The 23,830-nt window shown below is 71.5% G+C and carries 25 protein-coding genes and 2 pseudogenes; 14 read left to right on the forward strand and 13 right to left on the reverse strand.

Annotation, left to right across the window (positions count from 1 at the left end; genetic code table 11):
* The first annotated feature begins 167 nt into the window (after positions 1 to 167).
* The gene (locus DI272_RS42950) at positions 168 to 1,670 is read left to right on the forward strand and encodes an LVIVD repeat-containing protein (RefSeq protein ID WP_375138100.1); all 1,503 of its coding nucleotides are present in this window, start codon (positions 168 to 170) and stop codon (positions 1,668 to 1,670) included.
* Here the strand turns inward: DI272_RS42950 and DI272_RS42955 are convergent.
* The 6 genes and pseudogenes from DI272_RS42955 to DI272_RS42980 all read right to left on the reverse strand — a co-directional run bounded on the left by DI272_RS42955 (position 1,658) and on the right by DI272_RS42980 (position 5,876).
* A complete protein-coding gene (locus DI272_RS42955) occupies positions 1,658 to 2,347 on the reverse strand; it encodes a TetR/AcrR family transcriptional regulator (RefSeq protein WP_109500547.1) in 690 nt (229 codons plus the stop codon). The two genes, DI272_RS42950 and DI272_RS42955, sit on opposite strands and share 13 nt — an antisense overlap.
* Before the next feature lie 157 nt (positions 2,348 to 2,504).
* Positions 2,505 to 3,236, reverse strand: coding sequence for an HAD family hydrolase (locus DI272_RS42960; RefSeq protein ID WP_109500548.1), 732 nt, complete (start codon positions 3,234 to 3,236; stop codon positions 2,505 to 2,507).
* A 10-nt stretch (positions 3,237 to 3,246) separates the two neighbouring features.
* Positions 3,247 to 3,477 (reverse strand): annotated as a pseudogene (locus tag DI272_RS42965) (hypothetical protein); the annotation flags it as partial.
* Between the two features lie 21 nt (positions 3,478 to 3,498).
* Complete coding sequence (locus tag DI272_RS42970; RefSeq protein ID WP_109500549.1) at positions 3,499 to 4,170, reverse strand: phosphatase PAP2 family protein; 672 nt, start codon at positions 4,168 to 4,170, stop codon at positions 3,499 to 3,501.
* 58 nt (positions 4,171 to 4,228) lie between these two features.
* Positions 4,229 to 5,164 (reverse strand): M56 family metallopeptidase, encoded by a 936-nt coding sequence (locus tag DI272_RS42975; RefSeq protein WP_109500550.1) that lies wholly within the window; start codon positions 5,162 to 5,164, stop codon positions 4,229 to 4,231.
* 169 nt (positions 5,165 to 5,333) lie between these two features.
* Positions 5,334 to 5,876 (reverse strand): DUF5134 domain-containing protein, encoded by a 543-nt coding sequence (locus tag DI272_RS42980; RefSeq protein WP_109500551.1) that lies wholly within the window; start codon positions 5,874 to 5,876, stop codon positions 5,334 to 5,336.
* 153 nt (positions 5,877 to 6,029) lie between these two features.
* Here DI272_RS42980 and DI272_RS42985 point away from each other — a divergent pair, with 153 nt between their 5' ends.
* Positions 6,030 to 7,673 (forward strand): FUSC family protein, encoded by a 1,644-nt coding sequence (locus DI272_RS42985; RefSeq protein WP_181387489.1) that lies wholly within the window; start codon positions 6,030 to 6,032, stop codon positions 7,671 to 7,673.
* The gene (locus DI272_RS42990) at positions 7,670 to 8,209 is read left to right on the forward strand and encodes a MarR family winged helix-turn-helix transcriptional regulator (RefSeq protein ID WP_109500553.1); all 540 of its coding nucleotides are present in this window, start codon (positions 7,670 to 7,672) and stop codon (positions 8,207 to 8,209) included. Before DI272_RS42985 ends, DI272_RS42990 begins: the two co-directional genes overlap by 4 nt.
* 303 nt (positions 8,210 to 8,512) lie before the next feature.
* On the opposite strand, the pseudogene DI272_RS43000 reads toward DI272_RS42990, so the two are convergent.
* A pseudogene (locus tag DI272_RS43000) lies at positions 8,513 to 9,013 on the reverse strand (aldo/keto reductase); the annotation flags it as partial.
* Between the two features lie 144 nt (positions 9,014 to 9,157).
* Positions 9,158 to 9,550, reverse strand: coding sequence for a VOC family protein (locus DI272_RS43005; protein WP_109500554.1), 393 nt, complete (start codon positions 9,548 to 9,550; stop codon positions 9,158 to 9,160).
* A gap of 70 nt (positions 9,551 to 9,620) precedes the next feature.
* Between DI272_RS43005 and DI272_RS43010 the strand changes: the two genes are divergently transcribed.
* Complete coding sequence (locus tag DI272_RS43010; protein WP_258314848.1) at positions 9,621 to 10,163, forward strand: GNAT family N-acetyltransferase; 543 nt, start codon at positions 9,621 to 9,623, stop codon at positions 10,161 to 10,163.
* A gap of 3 nt (positions 10,164 to 10,166) precedes the next feature.
* Here the strand turns inward: DI272_RS43010 and DI272_RS43015 are convergent, their stop codons facing one another.
* Positions 10,167 to 10,850, reverse strand: a complete 684-nt coding sequence (locus DI272_RS43015) for a glycerophosphodiester phosphodiesterase family protein (RefSeq protein ID WP_109500556.1) — start codon at positions 10,848 to 10,850, stop codon at positions 10,167 to 10,169.
* 344 nt (positions 10,851 to 11,194) lie between these two features.
* Here DI272_RS43015 and DI272_RS43020 point away from each other — a divergent pair, with 344 nt between their 5' ends.
* From DI272_RS43020 to DI272_RS43045, 6 genes are all read left to right on the forward strand, one after another.
* Positions 11,195 to 12,592 (forward strand): DUF6421 family protein, encoded by a 1,398-nt coding sequence (locus DI272_RS43020; protein ID WP_109500557.1) that lies wholly within the window; start codon positions 11,195 to 11,197, stop codon positions 12,590 to 12,592.
* Positions 12,593 to 12,642: 50 nt separating this feature from the next.
* Positions 12,643 to 13,392 carry an SDR family NAD(P)-dependent oxidoreductase gene (locus tag DI272_RS43025; RefSeq protein WP_109500558.1) on the forward strand — a complete coding sequence of 250 codons (750 nt, stop codon included), beginning with the start codon at positions 12,643 to 12,645 and terminating at the stop codon, positions 13,390 to 13,392.
* A 20-nt stretch (positions 13,393 to 13,412) separates the two neighbouring features.
* Complete coding sequence (locus DI272_RS43030) at positions 13,413 to 14,483, forward strand: low specificity L-threonine aldolase (protein WP_109501339.1); 1,071 nt, start codon at positions 13,413 to 13,415, stop codon at positions 14,481 to 14,483.
* A gap of 86 nt (positions 14,484 to 14,569) precedes the next feature.
* Positions 14,570 to 15,163, forward strand: coding sequence for a transglutaminase family protein (locus tag DI272_RS43035; protein ID WP_109500559.1), 594 nt, complete (start codon positions 14,570 to 14,572; stop codon positions 15,161 to 15,163).
* A gap of 8 nt (positions 15,164 to 15,171) precedes the next feature.
* Positions 15,172 to 15,876, forward strand: a complete 705-nt coding sequence (locus DI272_RS43040) for a B3/4 domain-containing protein (protein WP_109500560.1) — start codon at positions 15,172 to 15,174, stop codon at positions 15,874 to 15,876.
* Positions 15,877 to 15,903: 27 nt separating this feature from the next.
* Entirely contained in the window at positions 15,904 to 17,115 is a 1,212-nt protein-coding gene (locus DI272_RS43045; protein ID WP_109500561.1) for a hypothetical protein, read from the forward strand.
* Positions 17,116 to 17,121: 6 nt separating this feature from the next.
* Here DI272_RS43045 and DI272_RS43050 read toward each other — a convergent pair whose 3' ends face one another.
* From DI272_RS43050 to DI272_RS43060, 3 genes are all read right to left on the reverse strand, one after another.
* Positions 17,122 to 18,147 carry a hypothetical protein gene (locus tag DI272_RS43050; protein ID WP_109500562.1) on the reverse strand — a complete coding sequence of 342 codons (1,026 nt, stop codon included), beginning with the start codon at positions 18,145 to 18,147 and terminating at the stop codon, positions 17,122 to 17,124.
* Positions 18,148 to 18,250: 103 nt separating this feature from the next.
* Positions 18,251 to 18,979, reverse strand: a complete 729-nt coding sequence (locus DI272_RS43055; protein ID WP_109500563.1) for a lysophospholipid acyltransferase family protein — start codon at positions 18,977 to 18,979, stop codon at positions 18,251 to 18,253.
* Positions 18,980 to 19,168: 189 nt separating this feature from the next.
* The gene (locus DI272_RS43060; RefSeq protein WP_109500564.1) at positions 19,169 to 19,585 is read right to left on the reverse strand and encodes a DUF4395 domain-containing protein; all 417 of its coding nucleotides are present in this window, start codon (positions 19,583 to 19,585) and stop codon (positions 19,169 to 19,171) included.
* 76 nt (positions 19,586 to 19,661) lie between these two features.
* Between DI272_RS43060 and DI272_RS43065 the strand changes: the two genes are divergently transcribed.
* The 4 genes from DI272_RS43065 (at position 19,662) to DI272_RS43080 (ending at position 22,818) form a co-directional block, all read left to right on the forward strand.
* Positions 19,662 to 20,075, forward strand: a complete 414-nt coding sequence (locus DI272_RS43065; RefSeq protein ID WP_109500565.1) for a thioredoxin family protein — start codon at positions 19,662 to 19,664, stop codon at positions 20,073 to 20,075.
* A gap of 193 nt (positions 20,076 to 20,268) precedes the next feature.
* Positions 20,269 to 20,778 (forward strand): flavin reductase family protein, encoded by a 510-nt coding sequence (locus tag DI272_RS43070; protein WP_109500566.1) that lies wholly within the window; start codon positions 20,269 to 20,271, stop codon positions 20,776 to 20,778.
* A 237-nt stretch (positions 20,779 to 21,015) separates the two neighbouring features.
* Entirely contained in the window at positions 21,016 to 21,804 is a 789-nt protein-coding gene (locus tag DI272_RS43075) for an electron transfer flavoprotein subunit beta/FixA family protein (RefSeq protein WP_109500567.1), read from the forward strand.
* A 51-nt stretch (positions 21,805 to 21,855) separates the two neighbouring features.
* Complete coding sequence (locus DI272_RS43080) at positions 21,856 to 22,818, forward strand: electron transfer flavoprotein subunit alpha/FixB family protein (RefSeq protein ID WP_109500568.1); 963 nt, start codon at positions 21,856 to 21,858, stop codon at positions 22,816 to 22,818.
* Positions 22,819 to 22,881: 63 nt separating this feature from the next.
* Here DI272_RS43080 and DI272_RS43085 read toward each other — a convergent pair whose 3' ends face one another.
* Positions 22,882 to 23,775 carry an endonuclease/exonuclease/phosphatase family protein gene (locus DI272_RS43085; protein ID WP_109500569.1) on the reverse strand — a complete coding sequence of 298 codons (894 nt, stop codon included), beginning with the start codon at positions 23,773 to 23,775 and terminating at the stop codon, positions 22,882 to 22,884.
* Between the last annotated feature and the right edge of the window lie 55 nt (positions 23,776 to 23,830).

Raw genomic sequence — 23,830 nt, forward strand, 5'->3', positions numbered from 1 at the left:
TGAGGGGCACCTTGTGAGTGCCGTGACTGTCCTAGCACGCTTCCGCGGATTATCGAGCAGAAAACTTCATTGCGATTCTGTTGCCCCCTGTTGGTGTGTGCATGGTCAAGACCATACTTCGGTGGTGTGTGAACCGTTCCGAGGCGAACGGCACCAGGGAGGAAACAGTGATCCTGAAAGATCCCCGAACCCGACACAGACGCCTGGGAGTTGTCGCCGCCGCGACCGGACTCCTCGCGGCCCTGCTGACGGCGGTCCCGGCGGCCGCCACCCCCGACCCCGGGGACGGCACGGCGGCTTCCGGCAAGGAGGTGTCCCGGAGCACCGAGGCCCAGGTGCGGGCCGCGATCGCCGACGGCGCGATACCCGGACAGGACGAGGTCGTCCACTCCGACAACATCGAGCACCTCGTCAACGTCCCCAAGGACGCGCTGCCCGGCACCAATTCGGACCTGGCCTTCCAGGGCCGGTACGCCTTCGCGGGCAACTACGACGGCTTCCGCATCTTCGACATCAGCAACCCGAAGGCGCCGAAGACCGTCGCGCAGGTCCTGTGCCCAGGCTCGCAGAACGACGTCTCCGTCTCCGGCAACCTGCTGTTCCTGTCGACCGACTCCTCGCGCAGCGACAGCAGTTGCAACAGCACCACACAGCCCGCGACCGAGAAGTCCTCCTGGGAGGGCATGAAGGTCTTCGACATCAGCGACAAGACCAACCCCAAGTACGTCGCCGCCGTCGAGACCGCCTGCGGCTCGCACACCCACACGCTCGTGCCCGAGCGCAAGAACGTCTACATCTACGTCTCCTCGTACTCGCCCAACGCCGCCTACCCCGACTGCCAGCCGCCGCACGACGGCATCTCCGTCATCAAGGTGCCGCGCAACGCCCCCGAGAAGGCGGCGGTCGTGGGCTTCCCGGTGCTGTTCCCGGGGGAGGGCCCGGACGGCGGCGGCAACCCGGGCGCACCCACCAACCCCGGCGTGTCCAAGACCACCGGCTGCCACGACATCACCGTCCTGCCCTCGAAGGACCTCGCGGCGGGCGCCTGCATGGGCGACGGCATCCTGTTCTCCATCGCGGACCCGGAGCACCCGAAGGTCATCGACCAGGTGCAGGACAATGTGAACTTCGCGTTCTGGCACTCGGCGACCTTCAACCAGAAGGCCGACAAGGTCGTCTTCACCGACGAGCTGGGCGGCGGCGTCGGAGCCACCTGCAACGCCACGGTCGGCCCGAACCGCGGCGCCGACGGCATCTACGACATCGTCGGCAAGGGTGACAAGCGCAAGCTCGTCTTCCGCAGCTACTTCAAGATCCCGCGCCACCAGGCCGACACCGAGAACTGCGTCGCCCACAACGGCTCGCTGATCCCGGTCAAGGGCAAGGACATCATGGTCCAGGCCTGGTACCAGGGCGGCGTCTCCGTCTGGGAGTTCACCGACTCCTCGAAGCCCAGGGAGATCGGCTACTTCGAGCGCGGCCCGCTGACCACCGACACGCTCACCGTCGGCGGCTCCTGGTCGGCGTACTACTACAACGGCTACATCTACTCGAACGACATCGCCAAGGGCTTCGACGTCCTGAAGCTGAGCGACCGGCGCACCGACCCCGCGAAGTGGGTCCGCCTCCCGGAGCTCAACACCCAGACGCAGCCCGACTACTTCGACTGACCGCCAGGGCCGTGCTCCGGTGCGGCCCCGGTCGCGAAGAACCGCGACAGATCCGTGTCGCCCGTCCCGCCGGACGCCGCCCCGGTGTCCGGCGGGGCACCCGACTCCCAGTCCAGCCGGTAGCGTTTGAACAGTTCGGCGCGCAGCACCGGCAGCGGCATCGGCACGCCCGGCACCAGCGCGGCGTAGACCGAGCCCATCAACAGGGCCCGCAGCATGGGGTAGTCGGCCTCGGGGTCCTGCGAGCCGTTGCGTACGACGGTGTCCCGCAGCAGTTCGGCCAGGCGCCGCTGCTCCGGACAGGGCAGAAATCCCTCGGCCTGGAGCAGCCCCGCCATGTGCTGGCGCATCAGCACCGGCCGGTCCCGGGCCAGGCCCAGGATCGCGTCGATGGCCCGCGCCAGCCGCTCCCGGCCGTCCTCGGTGCGCGGCTCCCGCTCCAGCGCCTCCTCCAGCGTGCGGTGCATCAGCCGGTGCACCGCGGACTGCACCAGCTGGCGCTTGCCGGGAAAGTAGTACGACACCAGTCCGCGTGCGGAGCCTGCCCGGTCCGCGATGGCGCCGAGGGTCGTCGCCTCGTACCCGTGCTCGCTGACCACCTCGACCGCCGCCTGGAGCAGCCGCTCGCGGGATCGTCGCCGCAATTCTTCATTGACCGAGGCGCTGCGCGGGGACATGCTTAACTCCTGCGTTGACTGGCTGCCAGCCAACTATACTCAGCGCGTCCGGTTCGGCCGCTGAAACGGCTGGTCAGGGCTGCCGTCTGTCTCGGGCGACGCGGGGGATCGTCCGAGACGGACGGCTCTTTTCGACCCAGTGGTGGCCTGAGGCTACTTACTGGCCGGTCGTTCCGCCGACTTTCCGGGCGTTCCCGCCCCTGTCCACGAGATCCAGCACCGGCAGCAGCCCGTCCGGCCGCTCGGTCACCGGCAGATGATCCACGAAGTGCACGGCACACCCCAGGGCGGCGGCCCCGCCGTCCGCCCGCCGGTCGTCGCCGACCATGAGCGTCCCGCGCGGGTCGGCCCCGAGGTGGGCGCAGGCGGCTGCGAACAGCCGGGTGTCGGGCTTCTGGACGCCGTGCTCGTACGACAGGACGTAGGCGTCGATGTAGGGATCGAGGCCGTGCTCCCGGAACACCGGCCGCAGATCCCACCCGATGTTGCTGACGACCCCGATGCCGATGCCGCGCTCGCGCAGTGCCCGCAGCACCTTGCCGGCGTCGGGGTAGGGCCGCCAGGCGGCCGGAGACATGTGGCGGTCGTAGAGCCGGTCGTGCAGCGCCGGGTCCGGCAGCGGCACCTGCCGCGACAGCCCGGTGTACGCGGCCCGGTGCAGCTCGGCACTCTGGTCCCGCGTCCGCCACGCCTCGGTCATGTCCTCCGGCACCCGCACCGGAGCCGCGCCACCGGGCAGCGCCCCCGCCGCCTCCAGGGCCCGCGCCGCCGTGACGACCTCCGACTCGGGCAACGCGATCCCGGCCTCGGCGAGCCCGCCCCGCAACCAGGACTCGGCGGACTCGATACGGAAGAGGGTCCCGGAGAAATCGAACAGTACGGCGATCATGCGGAAGATCCTACGAGCCGACGTTCCACTCCAGGGGCAGATCGCCGCCGCAGAACACACAGACGAAATCGCTCTCGCGCACGACGGAACACGCGCGGCAGCCCTCGTAGCGCCGGAAGACCACCTCGTGGGTGAAGCCACCGGGACGCCCTGCACCCGCCCCGTCCAGCGCGCGGGCGACCGCCTGCCATGACTCCAGGTCCGGGCAGTAACCGGTCGTCTGGTTACTGACCTCGCCCACGTGGGGCCGTCCGGGCGTATCTCACGCCGGTCGGCGCCCGTGCACCAGTACCGCCACCGCCACCAGCAGCGCCCCGAGCAGCCAGCCGCCGACGACGTCCGAGGCCCAGTGGACGCCCAGCCAGATGCGGGTGAGGCCGACGCCCAGGACGGAGACGACGGAGAGCGTGACGGTCGTGCGCCACAGGGCGCGGCCCGCGCCGTGGTGGTGCAGCAGCCACAGGAGCAGGCCCAGCACGACCGTGGCGGTCATGGCGTGCCCCGAGGGGTAGGCCGCGAAGTGGGCGGAGTCGACCGGGTCCGGCCAGACCGGGCGGGGGCGGTCCACCGCCGCCTTGAGCACCTGCTGGACCGCCGTCCCGAGCGCGGACATGACCGCCAGCCACCCCGCCGTCCACCACGCCGACCGCCGCCACACCAGCCACACCACGACCACCGCGCACAGCAACCGCATGGTCCACGGGTCCCACACCCAGTCCGTGAGGATGCGGAACGCGTGTGTCAGCTCGGGTTCGTCGACCGCCCACCGGTGCGTCGTGTCGGCGATGTCGCCGTCGAGGCTCATCAGAGGGTGCCAGCGCACCGCGACCAGCGTGAGGAGCAGTACGGAGCACACGGCCAGGACTCCGGCCGCGCGGACGGTGATGCGGTGGTCCGGCGGGCTGGGCGGGGCGTCGACGGGCGGGGAGTGCATACTGCGATCCTCGCCGACCAGTGGGGCCGGAGGCCAATCCCGCTTCTCCGGGGGTCGGTCAGCCCAGGGCCCGCAGCGCCGGTACGAACGCCACCAGCAGCGGCACCACCGGAACCAGCGCCGCCGTGGCCGTCAGCCCCAGCCGCCGCGCCGCCGTCAGCCGGTCCGGGGGAGTGAGGAGGCGGCGGACGCGCTGCGGCACGTGGGCGTGCGGGGCCGGGCCGGGGCCGAACACGCCCCGGTCCTCGTTGAGTTCCACCAGCGCGAGCGCCGTCGTCAGCCGCCCGAAGCGGCGCGATGCCATGTCGTCCGCGGCGAGTTCGACCAGCCGGTGCATCTCGTCGCGGAACGCGGCGAAGACCGGCACCTGCGGAAACCCGCCCGCCAGCGCCGAGGAGCAGTGCAGCAGCCAGTCGTGCCGGGCCTGCGCGTGCCCCTCCTCATGGGCCAGCAGCGCATCGAGCTGCCGGCCCTTCAAGCGCCGCAACGCGGCCGTGGTGACGACCAGTTGGGGCGCCGAGCCGGAAAGCCACCAGGCGTCGGGGCGCTCGCCCTCCAGGACCACGAGACGAGCGGCGTAGCCCTCCTCGCCGGGCAACCGCGGGGCACGTACCAGGAGTTCGGCCCTGCGCAGCCGACGCCGGGCCCGCGCCCGCACGATCTCCCGCACCAGCATCGCCGCGCTCCACACCCCACCCAGCGCCAGCGTCACCGCGGTCGTCGCCGCCCACGTGCCGCCCGCTCCGAGTGCGTAGGCCTCCACCACCGCATGCGGCGCCGGCGCGAACACATGACCGCGCACCGCCTGCCAGGCGGCCGCGGCGCTGAGCGTCATCGACAAGGCGCAGCACAGCAGTACGGCCGCCACCACGCACTGCCACACCCACAGCGCGACCACCGGCTCCCGGTCCGGCCAGTCGGCCCGGGCGAGCAGCCGGGGGGCGACGACGGCGGCCAGCGCGCCGAGCAGCAGCAGTGCCGCGGGGACCATCATGGGAGCACCCTATGAGCGGCGTGCGGCCCGCGGGTACGGCATCCCGCGGCAAGTGACGCAGGACACGGCGGCGGCCGAGGGCGCGTCCCGGTGTGAAGCCGTGCAACATCTCGGCGCACAGATGCTGACCGCGCGGTGTGGTGCCGCTCGTCTCTCGGCCCGGAGCCGCTCACATCATCGCCAGCATCGCCACCATCGCCATCCCCATCGACAGCCGGCACGCCCGCGCCACTTCGGGCCGGTCGCCCCATCCGGCCGCCACGGCCACGGCCCCGCCCCCCGACATGACCGGCATCAGCCGGATGCCGGAGAGCAGCACGTAGCCCGTGAAGTAGAGGAGCAGCGCCCCTGTCACCGCGGGAATCCCGGCGCCGCCGTGATGGCCGGGGGCGCCCGCCATCACGACCGCCATGTAGACCATCGCCGACGCCCCCACCAGGTGGTGCAGATGGTGGGGGCTCGTCCGCGCGGCCCACACGGCCCGCAGGGCGGCGGCCCCGAAGACGATCGCGTACCCCGTCCAGGTCCACGACGGCGGTGTGAACACCGCGGCCGGGACGGCCATGGCGGCCATGCCGAAGCCCATGAGTGCCTCGCCGCCCGCCGCGCGGCGCTGCTCCTCGACGTCGCTGCGCATCCGCAGCAGGCAGTAGGCCCCGGTCGCCGCGCACAGCGCCACCAGCAGCCAGCCGGGCGAAGCCGGTCCGTGCACACGCGCCTCCCCGTTCGACGGTCGGACGGGGAGGGGATGCCCGGGCCGCGCGGCGCGCACGCAAGCGCAAGGGTGTACACGGGGAGCATTCGGCGGAGCACGGGAGGTCAGCGTGTATCGTTTACAGGTAAAACACCTGTTAATCTTGTGGCTATGAGCAGTGCCACCCCCGCCCCCGCCCCGTCACGCATCCGGCGCCTCCCCCTGGCCGGCGTCCTCCGCCTCGGCCGCCCCTCCGACATCTGGTTCAAGCCCGCCCTGAGCGTGGTCGCCGCGGTCGCCCCGCCCAATCTCACCCTCCTCGCGCTCGGCCGCCTCGACCTGGCGATGTACACGATGGCCGGGTCCCTGTGCGCGCTCTACGCCCACCACCGCCCCTACCGCGCCCGAGCCGCCATCCTGGCCAGGGTGGTGCTCGGCATGGTCGGCGGCCTCGCCGTCTCCCTCGTCGCCGCCTCGCTCACCACCAGCGCGGCCGTTCTGGTCGCCGTCGGGGCCCTGCTGGCCGCCGTGCAGAAGGCGCTGTGCGACGCGACCCGCGTCGGCCCGCCCGGCAATGTGGTCCTCACCTTCATCACCTCGGCCTCCCTGTTCGCCCCGCAGACCCTCGGCCAGGTGCCCGGCCACCTCGCCCTCGCGCTCGCGGCCGGCGGCTGGGCCTGGGTCGTCGCCATGGCGCCCGGCCTGGTCCGGCCGCACGGCCCGGAGCGGAGGGCCACCGCCCACGCCCTGAACGCCACCGCCGCATACGTCGAGCAGCGGGACGACGCGCGTTCCAGGGCCGCCGCGGGCGCCGCGATCCAGGCCGCCTGGCAGTCCCTGCTGTCCGCCGGCGCCCGCACCGCGACCCGCCGCGCCCTGGACCGGCTCGTCGTCCGTGCCGAGGTCGCCCTCGCCGCACCCGCCGACGCCGACCCGCGGCACCTGCGTGCGTGGGCCCGCGACCTGCGCGGCACCGGACCGGTCCCGTGCACCGGGGAGGACGGCGAGCTCCTCGGCATCGACGCCGAACTCGCCGTCCCCGCGGTCCCGTTGCGGCGCCGGCTCGGCCCGCTGACCCCGCTCGCCGTGCGCACCGCCACCGGCTGCGCCCTCGCCGGATACGCCTCCCTGGCCCTCGGCGTCGGCCGCCCGTACTGGGCCCTGGTCACCGCCGCCTCGCTGTACCAGGCCAACCTCACCCTGACCTGGAGCCGGGGTGTCCAGCGGGTCGTCGGCAACCTCGTCGGCGTCCTGCTCTTCGCGGCAGTCGTCCCGCTCGCCCACCTCGCCCCGGTGGCGCTGGTCCTGCTCTGCCTCGTCTTCAACTTCGGTGCCGAGGCGCTCATCGGCCGCAACTACTGGCTCGGCAGCGTCTGCGTCACCCCGATGGCGCTGCTCATCACCGAGTTCGCAGGCTTCCAGGAACCCGGCCGGCTGATCACCGAGCGGGTCGCGGACACCGTCGTCGGGGCGCTGGTCGGCTTCGCCGCCGCCGTCGCCGTCACCAACCGCCGCGCGGGCAGCCGTATCGAGCAGACGCTGACCGCCGTGGAGCGCGCCCGCGAGCGCGCCGCCCGCCTTCTCGCGGAACCGCGGTCCGACGACCCCCGTGCCCTGGAGTCCGCCCGCCGCGCCCTCGCCGCCGAGCTGGTGGAGCTGCGGGCCGCCGTGGAGGCGGCGTCCGGTGAGTGGTGGCAGGGCGCCCTGCCCCAGGAGCGGGTCGTGCGCGCCGAGCAGGCCGGACACCGTACGCTCGCCGCGACGGTACGGCACCAGGCGGTGCGGAGCGCGACGACGGAGGGCACACGGCCATGACGGAACCGAACGGACGGCAGGCGGACGCGACCGGGGGCGACACCGTCTCCGCGGTCGTCCGGCAGTGGCAGGCCGTCCACCCCGGTCTCGACACCGGCCCCATGGAGATCATCGGGCGGGTCAACCGCTGTGCCGCCCTCCTCCAGCAGGCCGAGGACGCCCCGCTGCGCCGGGCCGGACTCAGCCGCCCCGAGTTCGACCTGCTCGGCGCGCTGCGCCGCACCGGCCATGAGCTGACGCCGGGCGAACTGGCCCGGGAGACCTTCTCCTCGGGCGCCGCGGTCACCAAGCGCCTCAAGCAGCTGACCGAGCGCGGTCTCGTCGAACGCCGCGGGGACACCCGTGACCGCCGGGTGGCCCACCTCCGCCTCACCGACGCCGGCCGCGAGGTCGTCGACGGCATCCTGCCCGAGCAACTCGCTTACGAGACCGCCGTCCTCGCCGTCCTCGACCCGGACCGGCAGGGCGAACTCGCCGCTCTGCTGGGTGAGTTGCTGGGGCAGTTGGAGGGCCGCCTGGGGGCGCTGCGCGCCTGAGCGGCGCGTCCGGAACATGCGGGCGGCGTCCCGCCATTGACGTTCGCCTTGCCGTACGCCACCGGCGGCAAGGCCGTCGACGGAGTGGGCCGCGGCCCCGGCAACGCGCTCACCCTGACGGTGACGGCGGACCGCCCCGGCCGCCACGCGCTGACCAGGGCGCCAACACCGTCACGTTCACCTCGGACGAGCTCCCCGACTTCGTCGGCGCCACGAAGCACGCCCACGGTCAGCGCCCCGCCCACGCCCCGGTGATCGGCTCGGTGACGGTGACACCGCTGTCCCGAGGACGGGGGGCCGCCCCTAGAGCACCTCCGTCGCTGTCCGCCGGTGACCTGAGCGGCGGTCGTCGATGTCCTCCCAGCGGTCGCCGTAGATGTTCCGTACGACGGCCGGTTCCCGGACGAAGTCGTGCGGGAAACCGAGCGGCACCGCGCTCACCTCGCCGAGGCGCGCGACCGCGTCGGCGTCGAGGCGGACGCCGACACAGCCGAGGTTGTCGGCCAGCTGGTGCTCCTTGGTGGCCGCGACGATCGGCACGACGTTCCCGGGCCGCTGGAGCAGCCAGGCCAGCGCCACCTGGGCCGGGCTCCAGCCGCCCTGCTCGGCGATGTCCAGGACCGCGGTGATGGCCTCCTCCTGCCGCGGGTCAGGCTTGTCGCCCCAGCTGTCGAGGCAGCCCGGCTCACCACGCCGGTACTAGCCGGTGAGCTTTCCGGCCGCGAGCGGTGCCCACGCGAACACCGCCTGCCCGAACGCCCGCGCCTGAGACAGCAGTTCGCGCTCCGGTGTCCGCTCCAGAGCGAGCTCGCTCACGCCCAGGCCGGTCTTGCCGAACAGTGTGTACCGCACGATGAGTTCCCCTTCAGGCAGGTCGTCGTGCGTACGACGCCAGGAGGTGGAGCTCGCTCCAACGCAAGCCGCGCGGCTCGGCCCCGGAAGCGGTCTTCAGATGCCCGGGCGGAAGCGGATCGGGTGGTCCTCGGGCACCTCGACCAGGACGATCCGGGTCCCGTCCGGATCGGCGATCCACATCTCGATCAGCCCCCAGGGCTCCGTCACCGGTGCCCGCAGGATCTCGACGCCCCTGGCCGTGAGCTCCTCGTGCGCGGCGGTCACGTCCGCGACCTGCATCCACAGCCGCAGGGCCGGTGAGGGCGACGCCTCCGAGCGCCCGGAGACCTCCAGGAAACCGCCGCCGAGGAAGTAGACGGTGCCGCGTTCCGGGCCCGTTCCGAACTCGCGGTAGACGGCGAGGCCGAGCTGCTCGCCGTAGAAGTGCCGGGACCGTTCCGGATCGACGGGGTGGATGAGGGTCCGGCCGCTCAGTACGTGCACCATGCGGCGGAGCCTAGCGGGAGGGTTACGCTCGTCGGTGCCTGTGTCGCGCCCGAGACTGGAGAAGCGCCCGATGACCCGTCCCATGACCGCCGGACTCACCTTCCGCGATGCCACCGACGCCGACGTGGACGCGCTGGTCGCGCTGATCGAGTCGGCGTACCGCGGGGACTCCAGCCGGGTCGGGTGGACCACCGAGGCGGACATCCTGGAAGGGCAGCGGACCGACCCGGAGGGCGTGCTCCAGGTCATCAAGGCGCCCGACAGCCGGCTGCTCACCGTCGAGCGCGAGGGCCGGGTGGTCGCCTGCTGCCAGCTCGAACACCGCGGTGACCACGCCTACTTCGGGATGTTCGCCGTGAGCCCGCAGCTCCAGGGCGCCGGCCTCGGCAAGGTGATCATCGCGGAGGCGGAGCGGACGGTGCGGGAGGCATGGGGCGTCACGGAGATGCACATGACGGTGATCTCCGTACGCGACGACCTCATCGCCTGGTACGAGCGCCGCGGCTACCGCCGTACGGGCCGGATGACCCCGTTCCCGTACGGCGACGAGCGCTTCGGCATCCCGCAGCGCGACGACCTGCAGTTCGAGCTGCTGGTCAAGCCGCTCGCATAATCGTTACGCCGTGAAGCGGGCGGTGCGTTTGATCTCCGGGTAGTCGGTGGTCGCACCGTCCAGCTGAAGGGCGCGGACGAGACGCAGGTGGTCCTGCGTGTTCACCACCCAGCCGATGATCCTCAGGTCCGCCTTGCGGGCGTGCTCGACGATCTCCAGGGTGATCCGGCGGATGTTCAGGCAGACGGTCGCTGCGCCGGCCTCCAGCGCGCGCTCCACGATGTCGGTGCCGTACCGGCTGCCGATCAGCGCGGTCCGTACGCCCGGCACCAGGCGGGAGACCTCGGCGATCGCCTCGTCGTGGAACGAGGACACCTCGACCCGGCCCACCAGATCCCGCTTGAGCATGACCTCGGCCAGCGCCCGTGCTGCCGCGATGTCCTTGATCTCGGCCTGGAGCGGCGCCCGCACCGCCTCCAGGACCTCCTCGAAGACGGGGACCTTCTCGCCGCGGCCCGCGTCCAGGGTGCGCAGCTCGGCGAGCGTCTTCTCCGCGATCGGACCGGTCCCGTCGGTCGTGCGGTCCACGTCCGTGTCGTGCATGACGACGAGGGCCCCGTCCTTGCTGAGATGCAGGTCGAGTTCGATGACGTCGAAGCCGGCCTGCTGGGCGGCGACGAAGGAACGGAGGGTGTTCTCGGGTTCGAGACCCATGACTCCGCGATGACCGATGGTAAGGAAGTTCAAGGTTCAACTCGCTTCCGTCGACGGCGGCTCGGCTTCCGCAGCCTAATGGCCTCGCCCGGTGATGAACCCCTGCGTACACGGGGGATCGGGGTGGCGCGAGGGGCGGACCTGGCCGTGACCGCGCCCGCCGGTCACCCTGGGGTGGGCGAGTCCCGCGGGCATTGACCGCTCATGCCCTCAAGAGGATCACGTATACCCGCGTCTGGCGCCTTCATGGCTTTCCGCAGGAAAAAGTTTCGTGACCATGTGAGGGCGCAGGATAATTTGCGGAGCCCCCTCTTGCTGGCAGGAACCTCGAACACATACGGTGTCCTTACGCGAGGTTCTCCCGTGGAGGATGGGACATGACGGAAATTCTTGTGCAGGCGGCTATGGGGGAGCAGGTTCCTCCCGCGACCAGGGTGGTGGATCACCCGGCGTGGCCCGTGCTCAAGGGTGCCGTGGAGCGGATCAGGCCGTGGCAGTCCAAGGACGGGTCCATCGACTTCTCCGCCGAGGGTGCCCCGGAGCGTGCGGCGGCCGAGGCCGCGGTGCGCGAGGTGGCCGATGCCGTCGAGGAGCTGTCTCCGCTGCTCCCGCACGACCGCGCCTACCACGAGGCCCTGGTCAAGGACCTCCAGCGGTGGGCCGAGAGCGGTTTCGAGGTGCCGGACTTCCTGGACTCGCTGCTGGCCTTCCAGCCCGCCCAGGGGCGCGCGGACGGGCTCCAGCACCTGGTCGTCTTCCCGATGTACACGCAGAACGGCAACCCCGACCGCAATCTCGAAGCGGTGGTGCTGCGCATGGTGTGGCCGGAGTGGCTGGCCGAGCTGGAGCGCACGCGCTACGACAACCCGCTGTTCTGCGGCATCAAGTTCGAGGACTTCACGGCCGGTTACGACACCAACTCCGCCGTGCTCTTCCCCGAGACGATCGCCGTGCGCGAGGCGCCGGAACGATTCTCCTGGGGTGGCATCTTCTGCGACCGCGAGGCCGCCCGCTTCCGCCGGGTGACCGACGCCGCCGTCGACATCCTGGGCCTGGAGCTGCCCGAGGACATCGCCGCGATGGTCCACGACCAGAAGCGCTGCGAGGAGGCCTTCGTCCTGTGGGACATGGTCCACGACCGCACCCACAGCCACGGCGACCTGCCCTTCGACCCGTTCATGATCAAGCAGCGCCAGCCGTTCTGGATGTACGGCCTGGAGGAGCTGCGCTGCGACCTCACCGCCTTCAAGGAGGCCGTGAAGCTGGAGGCCGACGGCGTCCCGCAGGCCCGTGACGTGCAGTACGCCGTCCTCTTCGACCGCATGTTCCGCTTCCCGGTCACCGGTGAGCGGGTGCGCAACTACGACGGCCTCGGCGGCCAGCTGCTCTTCGCCTACCTGCACAGGCACGACGTCGTCCGCTGGACCGACAACAAGCTGCACATCGACTGGCAGCGCGCCCCGCAGGTCACCAACCAGCTCTGCGCCGACATCGAGCAGCTCTACCGCGACGGCATCGACCGCCCGAAGCTCGTCCACTGGTTCGCCGGGTACGAGCTGGTCTCCACCTACCTCGCCCCGCACCCCGGCTCCAAGTGGGCCAAGGGTCCGGACGCCCTGGACCTGACCCAGCCGCCACGCAAGCTCGTCGATGACGTGCTTCCGGACGAGTTTCCGCTGAGCATGTTCTATGAGGCCCTCTCCAAGAAGCTGAAGAACGTGATCGCCGACACCAAGGGCATCCGTGCGGAGAGCGCCGAGCAGGTCGCCGCGTGAACGAGCGCGGTACCGGGAACACTGCACGGCAAGCTCAGGAGGCGAAGAACATGGCGGGGAACGGAGCTCTCAGCGGTGCGGTGATCGCGGTGGCCGGCGCGGGCGGTCCCGCCGGCCGCGCGACCCTGCTGCGGCTGGCCGAGGCCGGGGCGACCGTCGTCGGCGCGGACAACGACCCCGAGCGGCTCGCGGAGGCGGTGAGCGCGGCCCGTGACGCGGGCGGCGGCGCCACCGTCACCGGGGAGCCGGTCGACCTGCTCGACCTGGAGTCCACACGCGACTGGGCCGCCCGTATCGAGAAGGACTTCGGCCGGGTCGACGGCGTCGTCCACCTCGTCGGCGGCTGGCGCGGCAGCGAGACCTTCATCAAGACCAGCCTCGACGACTGGGACTTCCTGGAGCTGCTGCTCATCCGCACCGTCCAGCACACCTCCCTCGCCTTCTCCGAGGCGCTCCAGCGCAGCGACCGCGGCCGCTACGTCCTGATCAGCGCCGCCGGGGCGACCAAGCCCACCGCGGGCAACGCCGCCTATGCCGCCGCCAAGGCCGCCGCCGAGGCGTGGACGCTCGCCATGGCAGACTTCTTCCGCAAGGCCGGGGCCGGCGAGGAGCTCACCTCCGCCGCCACGATCCTGGTGGTCAAGGCCCTGGTGCACGACGCCATGCGCGCCGAGCGACCCAACGCCAAGTTCGCGGGCTTCACGGACGTCAAGGACCTGGCCCAGGCCATCGCCGAGGTCTGGGAGAAGCCCGCCGGAGAAGTGAACGGAAACCGTCTGTGGCTCACCGAGAAGCCGTGACCGCTGCGCACCGTGACGCGGTGAACCCGCCGAAGACCGACGCCCGGCGCCACCACGACCCGGACACCCGGGGCTTCGCCAGCGACAACTACGCCGGCGCCCACCCGGAGGTGCTCGCCGCCCTGGCACTGGCCAACGGCGGGCACCAGGTCGCCTACGGCGAGGACGACTACACCGAGAACCTCCAGGCGATCGTCCGCAGCCACTTCGGTCCCACGGCAGAGGCGTTCCCGGTGTTCAACGGCACCGGCGCCAACGTCGTCGCGCTCCAGGCGGTCACCGACCGCTGGGGCGCGGTGATCTGCGCCGAGAGCGCCCACATCAACGTCGACGAGGGCGGGGCGCCGGAGCGGATGGGCGGCCTGAAGCTGCTGACCGTCCCCACTCCCGACGGCAAGCTCACCCCCGAGCTGATCGACAAGCAGGCCTGGGGCTGGGAGGACGAGCACCGGGCGATGCCGCAGGTCGTCTCGATCACCCAGAGCACGGAGCTCGGCACGCTCTACACGCCGGACGAGATCCGCGCCATCTGCGACCACGCCCACGCGCACGGCATGAAGGTGCACCTGGACGGCTCCCGCATAGCCAACGCGGCCGCGTCCCTGGACGTCCCCATGCGGACGTTCACCAACGCGGTCGGCGTCGACATCCTCTCCCTCGGCGGGACGAAGAACGGCGCGCTGTTCGGCGAGGCGGTGGTCGTCATCAATCAGGACGCCGTCAGCCACATGAAGCACCTGCGCAAGCTGTCCATGCAGCTCGCCTCCAAGATGCGCTTCGTGTCGGTGCAGTTGGAGGCGCTGCTCGCCAAGGACCTGTGGCTGCGCAACGCCCGCCACGCCAACGAGATGGCCCAGCGCCTCGCCGAGGGCGTCCGTGCCGTGCACGGCGTGGAGATCCTCTACCCGGTCCAGGCCAACGGCGTCTTCGCCAAGCTCCCGCACGACGTGAGCGTCCGCCTCCAGAAGCGCTTCCGCTTCTACTTCTGGGACGAGGCCGCGGGCGTGGTCCGCTGGATGTGCGCCTTCGACACGACCGAGGACGACGTGGACGCGTTCGTAGCGGCGCTCAAGGAGGAGATGGCGCACTAGCGGTCCAGCATGCAAGTCTGCATAGATATACGGTCACCCGGAAAAGAATTGACTGCCGGGTGATCGTATTCCTATGCTCTGCGGCCATGGAGCTGATCCAGAACACCCCTGACCTGTCCGCGTATCTCGCCGCCGACGAGGCCATCGACCACGATCACCCGCTGGTCCGGGAGGCGGCCGCCCGTCTGGCCCGACAGGCCGAGGACTCGTATGCCTATGCGCGACTGGCTTTCGAGTTCGTGCGCGACACCATCCCCCACTCCGCCGACAGCGGGGACCTGCGTGTCACCTGGCGGGCCTCCGACGTCCTGGAGCAGGCAACCGGCATCTGCTACGCCAAGTCCCACGCCCTGGCGGCCCTGCTGCGGGCCGAGGACATCCCGACGGCTCTGTGCTACCAGCGCCTGGCCCACGACGACGGCAGCGGGCACGCCGTGCACGGACTGGTCGCCGTGCGCTTCAACGGGAAGTGGCACCGGCAGGACCCGCGCGGGAACAAACCGGGCGTGGACGCGCAGTTCTCCCTCGACGGTGAGCGGCTGGCATGGGTGCCCGACCCTGAGTCCAATGAGGTGGACTATCCGGTCCTGTATGCTGAACCTCACCCGGCCGTCCTGAGCGTCCTCAGAGCCGCCCCCGACCGGTCGTACCTGTGGAAGACGCTCCCCACCGAACTCTGAGGCAGGCGATGACCTTCTCCCTCACCGTGTCCGACGAGGTCCGCGCCCTCGCGCCCGGTTTCACGCACCTCGCGATCGAGGCGCACGGCCTCGTCAACGGACCGAGCACCGAGGCCAGTTCGGCGCTCCTCGACGACGCGGCCCGCCGTCTCGCCGTACGCCTCGACGGGCGTGCGCCGCACGAGGACCCGCACATGGCGGCGTGGCGCGAGGCGTACACGGCGTTCGGGTCGAAGCCCTCCCGCACCCGCAACTCCGCGGAGGCGCTGGCGAAGCGGGCCCTGGCGGACGGCGGACTGCCCCGGATCAACCTGCTCGTCGACGTCTACAACGCCATCAGCGTCGCCCATCTGATCCCGGTCGGCGGCGAGGACATCGACCGTATCCAGGGCGGGATGCGGCTCGTGCGGGCGAGCGGCGACGAGGATTTCGTGACGGTCGCCGGAGGCGAGGAGGCCGTCGAGCACCCCGAGGCCGGCGAGGTGGTGTGGCGCGACGAGCTGGGGGTGACCTGCCGCCGCTGGAACTGGCGCCAGGGCCCGCGCACCCGGCTCACCGAAACGACGGCTTCCGGCATCTTCCTCCTTGAGAGCCTCGCCCCGATGCCGGTCGCCGAGGTCGAGCGGGCCGGTGCCGAACTCGCCGAGCTGCTGGAGAAGTTCAGCCCCGGTGCGCGCGTCGAGGTGCACGGCCCCGACCCGGTGCGCCCGTGATCCGCCGCGGTCGTTAACCTCCCCGGTATGCATGACGGGGGAACAGAGGAGAACAGCGCCGGCGCGGACATCGCGGCCGGCGACCACGAAGGGCCCACGCGGCCTCTCGCCCGGCTGAGGAAGCACTGGCTGCTCACCTCGGCCGTGGCGCTGGCCCTGCTGGGGACGGGCACGGCGGTGCCGATCGTCCTCGCGGACTCCGGGGACGACACGCCCTGCCAGGAGATCCCGGCCGCGACGCGTGCCCTCGCGAAGGACCCGGCCGCCGCCACCCGCGCCCTCGATCCCGGCGACGACCTGTCCCGGTACGACGCCGTGCGGGCCCTGCTGGTCCACGAGAATCCGTGCGGGGACGGCGGAGAGGTGCTCGGGCAGGTCGCCGAGGCGGCCACCCGGGCCGCGGCCGACGGCGGGCGCCACACACTCGCCCAGGCGCGTGCCGCCTACGCCGTCGTCGCCGCCTACGAGGACGAGCCCGTGCCCCGCGGAGCGGCACCCGGCGTGGCCCGTGTCCTCGCCGAGTACGTGGTGGACGTGAACCGCTTCCTGAGCGCCGACCGCGAGGCGTACAGCCCGGCCGTGGACGCCGTGGCGGCGGCACCGGACGACACCGGCTGGACGACGTACGGCCGCTTCCTGGCGCCTGGGGAGGCGCACGCCGACTTCGAGCACAGCCGGCCCTACTCGGACGTACGGGCGGACCCGGAGGACCTGATCGGCCAACTGGCCGCGGACCCGGAGGCGTTCGCGATCCTCTACGACGCCGAGCGCGCGTACTTCGCGTACTACCTCGAACGCCTGACCAGGAACGGCGCCGACCCCGACTACCACCCCGGCAAGGAGAAGGACGGCGCCCCGAAGTCGGCCACGACCTGGACCGACATCGACCTGGAGCATCTCACCGACCGCATCGGCGCCCTGATGAGCCACCGGGCGCTGTACGCCAGGGACGGCACGATCCCCGATCTCGCCGCCTTCGACAAGGCGGTACGGCGGCACACCCGTGGCGCCTACCGGGCGGCCGACCGCCAGGTGAGCAGCCGGCCGCCGATGGGGGACATCGCCGAGCGGCCGGTCTCCGGAGCAGTGAGCGGGGACCTGATGGACGGGCGGCACCAGTTGTTCACCGTCCTGGACGCCTGGACGAAGACGCGGAGCGTGCCGACGGAACGCGCGGCACAGCTCCGGCAGTTGATCGACGACCGGTACGTCCGGGCACTCTGGCTGACGCGGTACTGAACGAGCTCAGCCGGCGAGGCGCAGCCCCGTGCAGCCCCGCTGTTCGGCCTGCGCCTCGGTGAAGGCCGCGAACAGCTTCCGCTGTCCGGCCTTCCCGACGCCGGGCACGTCCTTGTCGGCGCTGAGGGCGAAGTTGGCGGCCTCGCCGTCGCAACGCGCCGTCGCCGTGCGGGAGCCGGGCTCGCGTCGCTCCTGCTCGGCGACCAGGCGGTTGCTCCAGTCGCCGTACCAGGCGGCGAACCACAGCCGGCCCTCCCACTTGCCGGAGTCGGCGTCCCGGGCGTACAGATCGCAACGCCCCACCGGACCGGCGTCGTTCATGAGGACCGCCACCCGCCACCGGGAAGCGTCGAGCGCCCCGGACCTGAGCGCCCAGCCGCAGGCGGTGTCGCCGGCGTCGGCCAGCGGCACCGTCCTCGGCCGCTTCTGCGGATCGGCCGGCGCGGCGTCCCCGCCGGGTGCCGTGAGCGGTTCGGCGCCGCAACCGAGGCGGTCGGAGGCGGAGTTGGTCAGCGCCACCGCGGTCTCGTAGGCGGCGGGCGTCCCCCACCGGGTGTCCCGGCCGAGTTGGGTGCGCACCAGCAGCTTGCGCTGCCGGCCCTCGTCGTCCTCGCCCAACCCGGGGCAGGGTACGAGGAACTGGAGGGCGCCGAACTTGTCGATGAAGCCCGGCAGTCCGTCCGGCATCGGCGCCACGTCGTCGAAGCCGGTCTCGGGCAGGACGGTCATGAACTCGCGGTCCAGGTCGTCCCGTCGGGTGTACGCCTCGGTCGACAGCAGCCGGTCGTCGCGCACGTCGTCGCCCTCGAACCGGAGGGCGCAGCCGTAGTCGCCCAGCTCCTCATGGGTCGCCGCCGCCGCGTCCGCGAAGTGGTCGCCGTCGCGCCCCAGTTCACGCACCGCGTCGACGGGCAGGGCGCCGTCGCAGGCCGTGCGCAGCAGCCACCAGTCGTGCACGTACGGGGTGGCCGCCCAGCCGCCCACGCCCAGCACGACCGCAGCCGTCACCGACACCTTGACCCAGCGCCGCATTCTCCGCCCCCGTAGCACGTCCGCCCGTTACGGGCGGGACCCTACCGGTCGTGCGGCGGGGGCGGGCGGCGCGGGGCGGGCGATCGCGCGTCGCCCGCGATCCTCAACGGCTCTCGGCGGCCTTGACCTGCTCCGGAGTGGGCGCCGTACCACCGAGGTGGGCCGGTATCCACCAGGTGTCGTCGGCGTCCTTGGGGCGCACCGGGTAGGCGCGCTGGGCGGCCTCCAGGAGCTCCTGGACACGCTCGCGCAGCTGACGGGTGATCGCGCCCGCGTACTTGTCCTTGGGCGCCGCGACCGGCTCGCCGACCCTGATCGTGATCGGGGTGTGGCTGCGCTTGAAGTTGCGTGGGTGGCCCTTGGTCCACAGCCGCTGCGTGCCCCAGAGCGCCATCGGGATCAGCGGGACGCCCGCCTCCTGGGCCAGGCGCGCGGCACCCGACTTGAAGGACTTGAGCGTGAACGACTGGGAGATCGTGGCCTCCGGGAAGACCCCGACGATCTCGCCCGAGCGCAGCGAGCGCAGCGCGTGCTGGTAGGCCGCCTCGCCCTGCTTGCGGTCCACGGGGATGTGCTTCATCCCGCGCATCAGCGGACCGGAGATCTTGTGCCGGAACACGGACTCCTTCGCCATGAAGCGCACGAGGCGCTTCTGGGGGAGGGCCGCCAGTCCGTCGAAAATGAAGTCCAGGTAGCTGATGTGGTTGCTCACCAGCACGGCGCCGCCAGAGCGCGGGATGTTCTCCGAACCCTTGCAGTCGATCTTCAGGTCCCACGCCTTGAACAGGGTGAGGGCGAGGCCGACGACGGGCCGGTAGACAAGCTCTGCCATGGACGGGGTGGACCCTTCCTTCTCTGCCTGGGAAAGGGGGCTCCCGGCGGGAAAGTTACGACACCGTAGGTTTACGGCATCTCGCAGATCGTGCCCCAAGAACGGGCGGGTGGCCAGTCCTGGTGCCCGTGAACGGCGAGATCCTTGTCACGTCGGTCACTTGATCCACCTCGTGCTTTTACGTCGCCTTTACTGCGCGCGGACCGTCATGCGCCGCACGAGCAGGTACATCTCGCACCCCAGGCAGTACCCGAACGCGGAGTTCAGGAACGCGGCCGCGAGGGCGGCCCCGGTCGCGCCGAGTCCGAGCCACTGCGGTCCGACGCCGTACCCGACCAGACCCAGGACCGCGAAGGCCAGGCCCACCGCCTGCGCGAACCGCGGAGGTTCGGGCGCTTCGAACTCCCGCGGCGGGCCGATGCGGGGCCGCACGGCCTTCCGGAACAGCCAGCCGTACGGCGAGCGCCCCACCCCGCCCGCGGCACCCAGCGCGAACGCCAGGGTCTGCCAGGCCAGGAGCCATATGCTGCCGGTGATCAGTACGACCGCCAGTACTAGGGTCGTCACGGCCGCCCCGAAGCGCGGTCCTCTCACGTCGATGTCCATGAATCAAGCATTCCGCATGGAGTGCCATGGGGGGAGGCGGGAATCTTTGCAGTCTCGTGAACGCTGGAGCTGGGTGATGACCGGAGTCGTGGTGTGTGTACTGGTGCTCGCCGCGGCGAGCGTCTACGGAGTGCTGCACAGGCAGCGGAGCGGGAGAGTGCGGGTGCGCGGGCGCGACGACGACAAGCGGCTCGGCGCGGCCGAACTGGGCGCGGAGTTGGGGCGGCGTGCCACCCTCGTCCAGTTCTCCAGCGCCTTCTGCGCGCCCTGCCGGGCCACCAGGCGCGTCCTCGACGAGGTGGCCGGCCTGGTGCCCGGGGTCGTCCACGTCGAGATCGACGCCGAGGCCCACCTGGACCTCGTACGCAAGCTGGACATCCTCAAGACGCCGACCGTGCTGGTCCTCGACGCCCAGGGCCGCGTGGTGCGCCGCGCCACCGGGCAGCCGCGCAAGGCGGACGTCATCGCGGCCCTCGGCGAGGCCGTGTGACGGTGAGGCACCTCCCATATCCCGGGACGTACTTGACTGTGCGCGCCACCTATCGTCAGCCTGACCGTATGCCTTCGGAACTCCTTCTCTTCGGGCGGGTCCACGTCGACCTCGCCCGCACTGCGAGCGCGCGCTGTCCGGGCTGTTGAGCAGCCACGGACGCACCTGCCCCGCCTCGCAGAAGGACGACTCCATGACGGCCACCCCGGACCTCCGCACTCCCCAGCTCGCCTCCCCGGACCTGTTGCGCTCCGTCTTCCGACGGCACGCGGCGGGCGTCGCCGTGATCACCGCCCGTGGTGCCGGCGGCCCGGTCGGCTTCACCGCCACCTCGCTCACCTCGGTCTCCGCCGAGCCCCCGATGCTGTCCTTCGGTGTCGGCACCGGCGCCTCCAGCTGGCCCGCGATATCCGGGACCGACCACGTCGGCGTCCACATACTCGGCGAGCACCAGCAGGAGCTGGCCGCCACCTTCGCCCGCAGCGGCGCCGACCGCTTCGGGGCGCCCACCGGCTGGCGCGAGGGCCCCGAGGGCGTTCCCGTCCTCGACGACGTCCTGGCCTGGCTGGTGTGCCGGGTCGTCGCGCGCGTGCCCGCCGGGGACCACCGGATCGTGCTCGCCGAGGTGCTCCTCGGCGACCCGGCCGGACCGGGCCGTCCGCTCCTGTACCACCAGGGCGGATTCTGCGGCCTGCGCGACTGACGCGCCCGCGCCGCGGCCCTTGGGCCCTGCCGCTGCGGGACCGTCGAGTTCCGATTACGCTGCGTTGCAAAGGTCACAGTTCAAAGCGCTTGCTTAGCGGGAAAGAACTGGGTGTACTGACGAGTAATATTTCGTTCGGAGCGCGGGCCGCCCCGATCGGGATCGGCCGCTTGGGGCGCCTATGCTGCCTGCAAGTAGGCAGCACAGAAATGTCGACGCAGCAGTAGGAGAGCCGGCGTGAGCTTGAGGATCGTTGTCACCGTGAAGTACGTGCCCGACGCCACCGGCGACCGGCACTTCGCCGATGACCTGACCGTCGACCGGGACGACGTGGACGGTCTGCTCTCCGAACTGGACGAGTACGCGGTCGAGCAGGCGCTGCAGATCTCGGAGAACTCCGACGACGACGTCGAGGTCACGGTCCTGACCGTCGGCCCCGAGGACGCCAAGGACGCGCTGCGCAAGGCGCTGTCGATGGGCGCCGACAAGGCGATCCACGTCGAGGACGACGACCTGCACGGCACCGACGCCATCGGCACCTCCCTGGTGCTCGCCAAGGCGATCGAGAAGGCCGGCTACGACATCGTGATCTCCGGCATGGCCTCCACCGACGGCACCATGGGCATCGTCCCCGCGCTGGTCGCCGAGCGTCTCGGCGTCCCGCAGGTGACCCTGCTGTCCGAGATCTCCGTCGAGGACGGCACGGTCAAGGGCCGCCGGGACGGCGACGCCGCCTCCGAGCAGCTGGAGGCCTCGCTGCCGGCCGTCGTCTCGGTCACCGACCAGTCGGGCGAGGCTCGTTACCCGTCCTTCAAGGGCATCATGGCCGCCAAGAAGAAGCCGGTGGAGTCCTGGGACCTGGAGGACCTGGAGATCGAGGCCGAGGAGGTCGGTCTCGCGGGTGCCTGGACCAAGGTCGAGGACGCGGCGGCGCGTCCGGCGCGCACCGCGGGCACGATCGTCAAGGACGAGGGCGAGGGCGGCAAGCAGCTCGCCGAGTTCCTCGCGGGCCAGAAGTTCATCTGAGCCCGAGTTCGCCGACCGCCCCTCATCTGATCCAAGCAGGAGAGCATTCCCATGGCTGAAGTTCTCGTCTACGTCGACCACGTGGACGGTGCCGTCCGCAAGCCCACCCTGGAGCTGCTGACCCTCGCCCGTCGCATCGGCGAGCCGGTCGCGGTCGCGCTGGGCAACGGCGCCGGTGACACCGCCGCCGCCCTCGCCGAGCACGGCGCGGTGAAGGTCCTCACCCACGAGGCCGCCGAGTACGCCGACTACCTGGTCGTTCCGAAGGTCGACGCCCTCCAGGCCGCCGTCGAGGCCGTCTCCCCGGCCGCCGTCCTCGTCCCGTCCTCCGCCGAGGGCAAGGAGATCGCCGCCCGTCTGGCGCTGCGCATCGGTTCCGGCATCATCACCGACGCCGTCGACCTGGAGGCCGGCGACGAGGGCCCGGTGGCCACCCAGTCGGTGTTCGCCGCCTCCTTCACCACCAAGTCCCGTGTCTCCAAGGGCACCCCGGTCATCACGGTCAAGCCGAACTCGGCCGCCGTGGAGGCCGCCCCGGCCGCCGGTGCCGTCGAGGCGCTGGCCGTGACCTTCTCCGCCGCCGCGACCGGCACCAAGGTGGTCTCGCGCACGCCGCGTGAGTCGACCGGCCGCCCGGAGCTGACCGAGGCCGCGATCGTGGTCTCCGGTGGCCGTGGTGTCAACGGCGCCGAGAACTTCGCGATCATCGAGGCGCTCGCCGACTCCCTCGGTGCCGCTGTCGGCGCCTCGCGTGCCGCGGTGGACGCCGGCTGGTACCCGCACACCAACCAGGTCGGCCAGACCGGCAAGTCCGTCTCGCCGCAGCTCTACATCGCCTCCGGCATCTCCGGCGCGATCCAGCACCGCGCGGGCATGCAGACCTCGAAGACGATCGTGGCGATCAACAAGGACGCCGAGGCCCCGATCTTCGACCTGGTCGACTACGGCGTGGTCGGCGACCTCTTCGATGTCGTCCCCGCCCTCACCGAGGAGGTCAAGGCCCGCAAGGGCTGATCCTCGCTCTGGGGTGTACGAGGCCCCCGCGACCGTTCTTCCGGCGGTCACGGGGGCCTCGGCCTATCCCAGGGTCAGGGACGCCTGCACCGGCAGATGGTCGCTCGGGAACTGCCCGTCGACGGCGAAGGTGTTGATCGAGGCCCGGTGGACCCGCACCCCCGGCGTGGCCAGGATCCAGTCGATGCGCTCGCCGTCGGGCGTGAGCGGCCGGTAGCCGTGGAACGTGCCGTACGCGTCGCCGCGTTCGGCGGCCGCGTCCCAGGTGTCGACGAGCCCCGACGCGATGAGGTGGTCGTAGGCCTGGTTGTCGTGGGCCGCCGCGTTGAAGTCGCCGGTGACGACGACCGGTAGCGAGCGGTCGAACGCGGCGATTCCCTTGGCGATGAGGAGTGCCGCGCGCTCGCGCGCGTACTGGCTCACATGGTCGAGGTGGGTGTTGAGGACGTAGAACTCGCGACCGTCGTCGCCCTGGTCGCGGAAGCGGGCCCAGGTGACGATCCGGGGGAGCGAGGCGCCCCAGGTGTTCGAGCCGATCGTGCGCGGGGTGTCGGAGAGCCAGTAGGTGTCGTGTTCGAGCGGGGCCAGGCGCCGGGTGTCGTAGAAGACGGCGGTGGACTCGTCGTGGCTGCCGCCCTCGCGGCCGGTGCCGATCCAGGCGTAGTGCGGTCCGAGGTCGGCGTGGATGTCCAGCAGTTGCTGGTAGAGGCCCTCCTGGGTGCCGATGAAGGCCGGGGCCTCGCGGCGCAGGAGACGGCGCATCACCGGGCGGCGGACGGCCCAGCTGTTGGGCTCGACGGCACTGGCGTAGCGAAGGTTGAAGGTCATGGCGTCGAGCCGGCGGCCGGCCGGCCGGGCGGCGGAGGCGGGCATCGTGGCCATCAGGGGCAAGGTGAGCGCGGTGGCCACCACGGTTCTCAGTCCCATGCGACGCGTCATTCTGTCGGTGTCCGGCATGTAATCCCCTCCCGTCGGATCAGGATGAAGGGGGCGACCGGTGCGCGAAAGAGGG

Origin of the sequence: Streptomyces sp. Act143, assembly GCF_003143935.1 — a bacterium.
Taxonomy (GTDB): Bacteria; Actinomycetota; Actinomycetes; order Streptomycetales; family Streptomycetaceae; genus Streptomyces.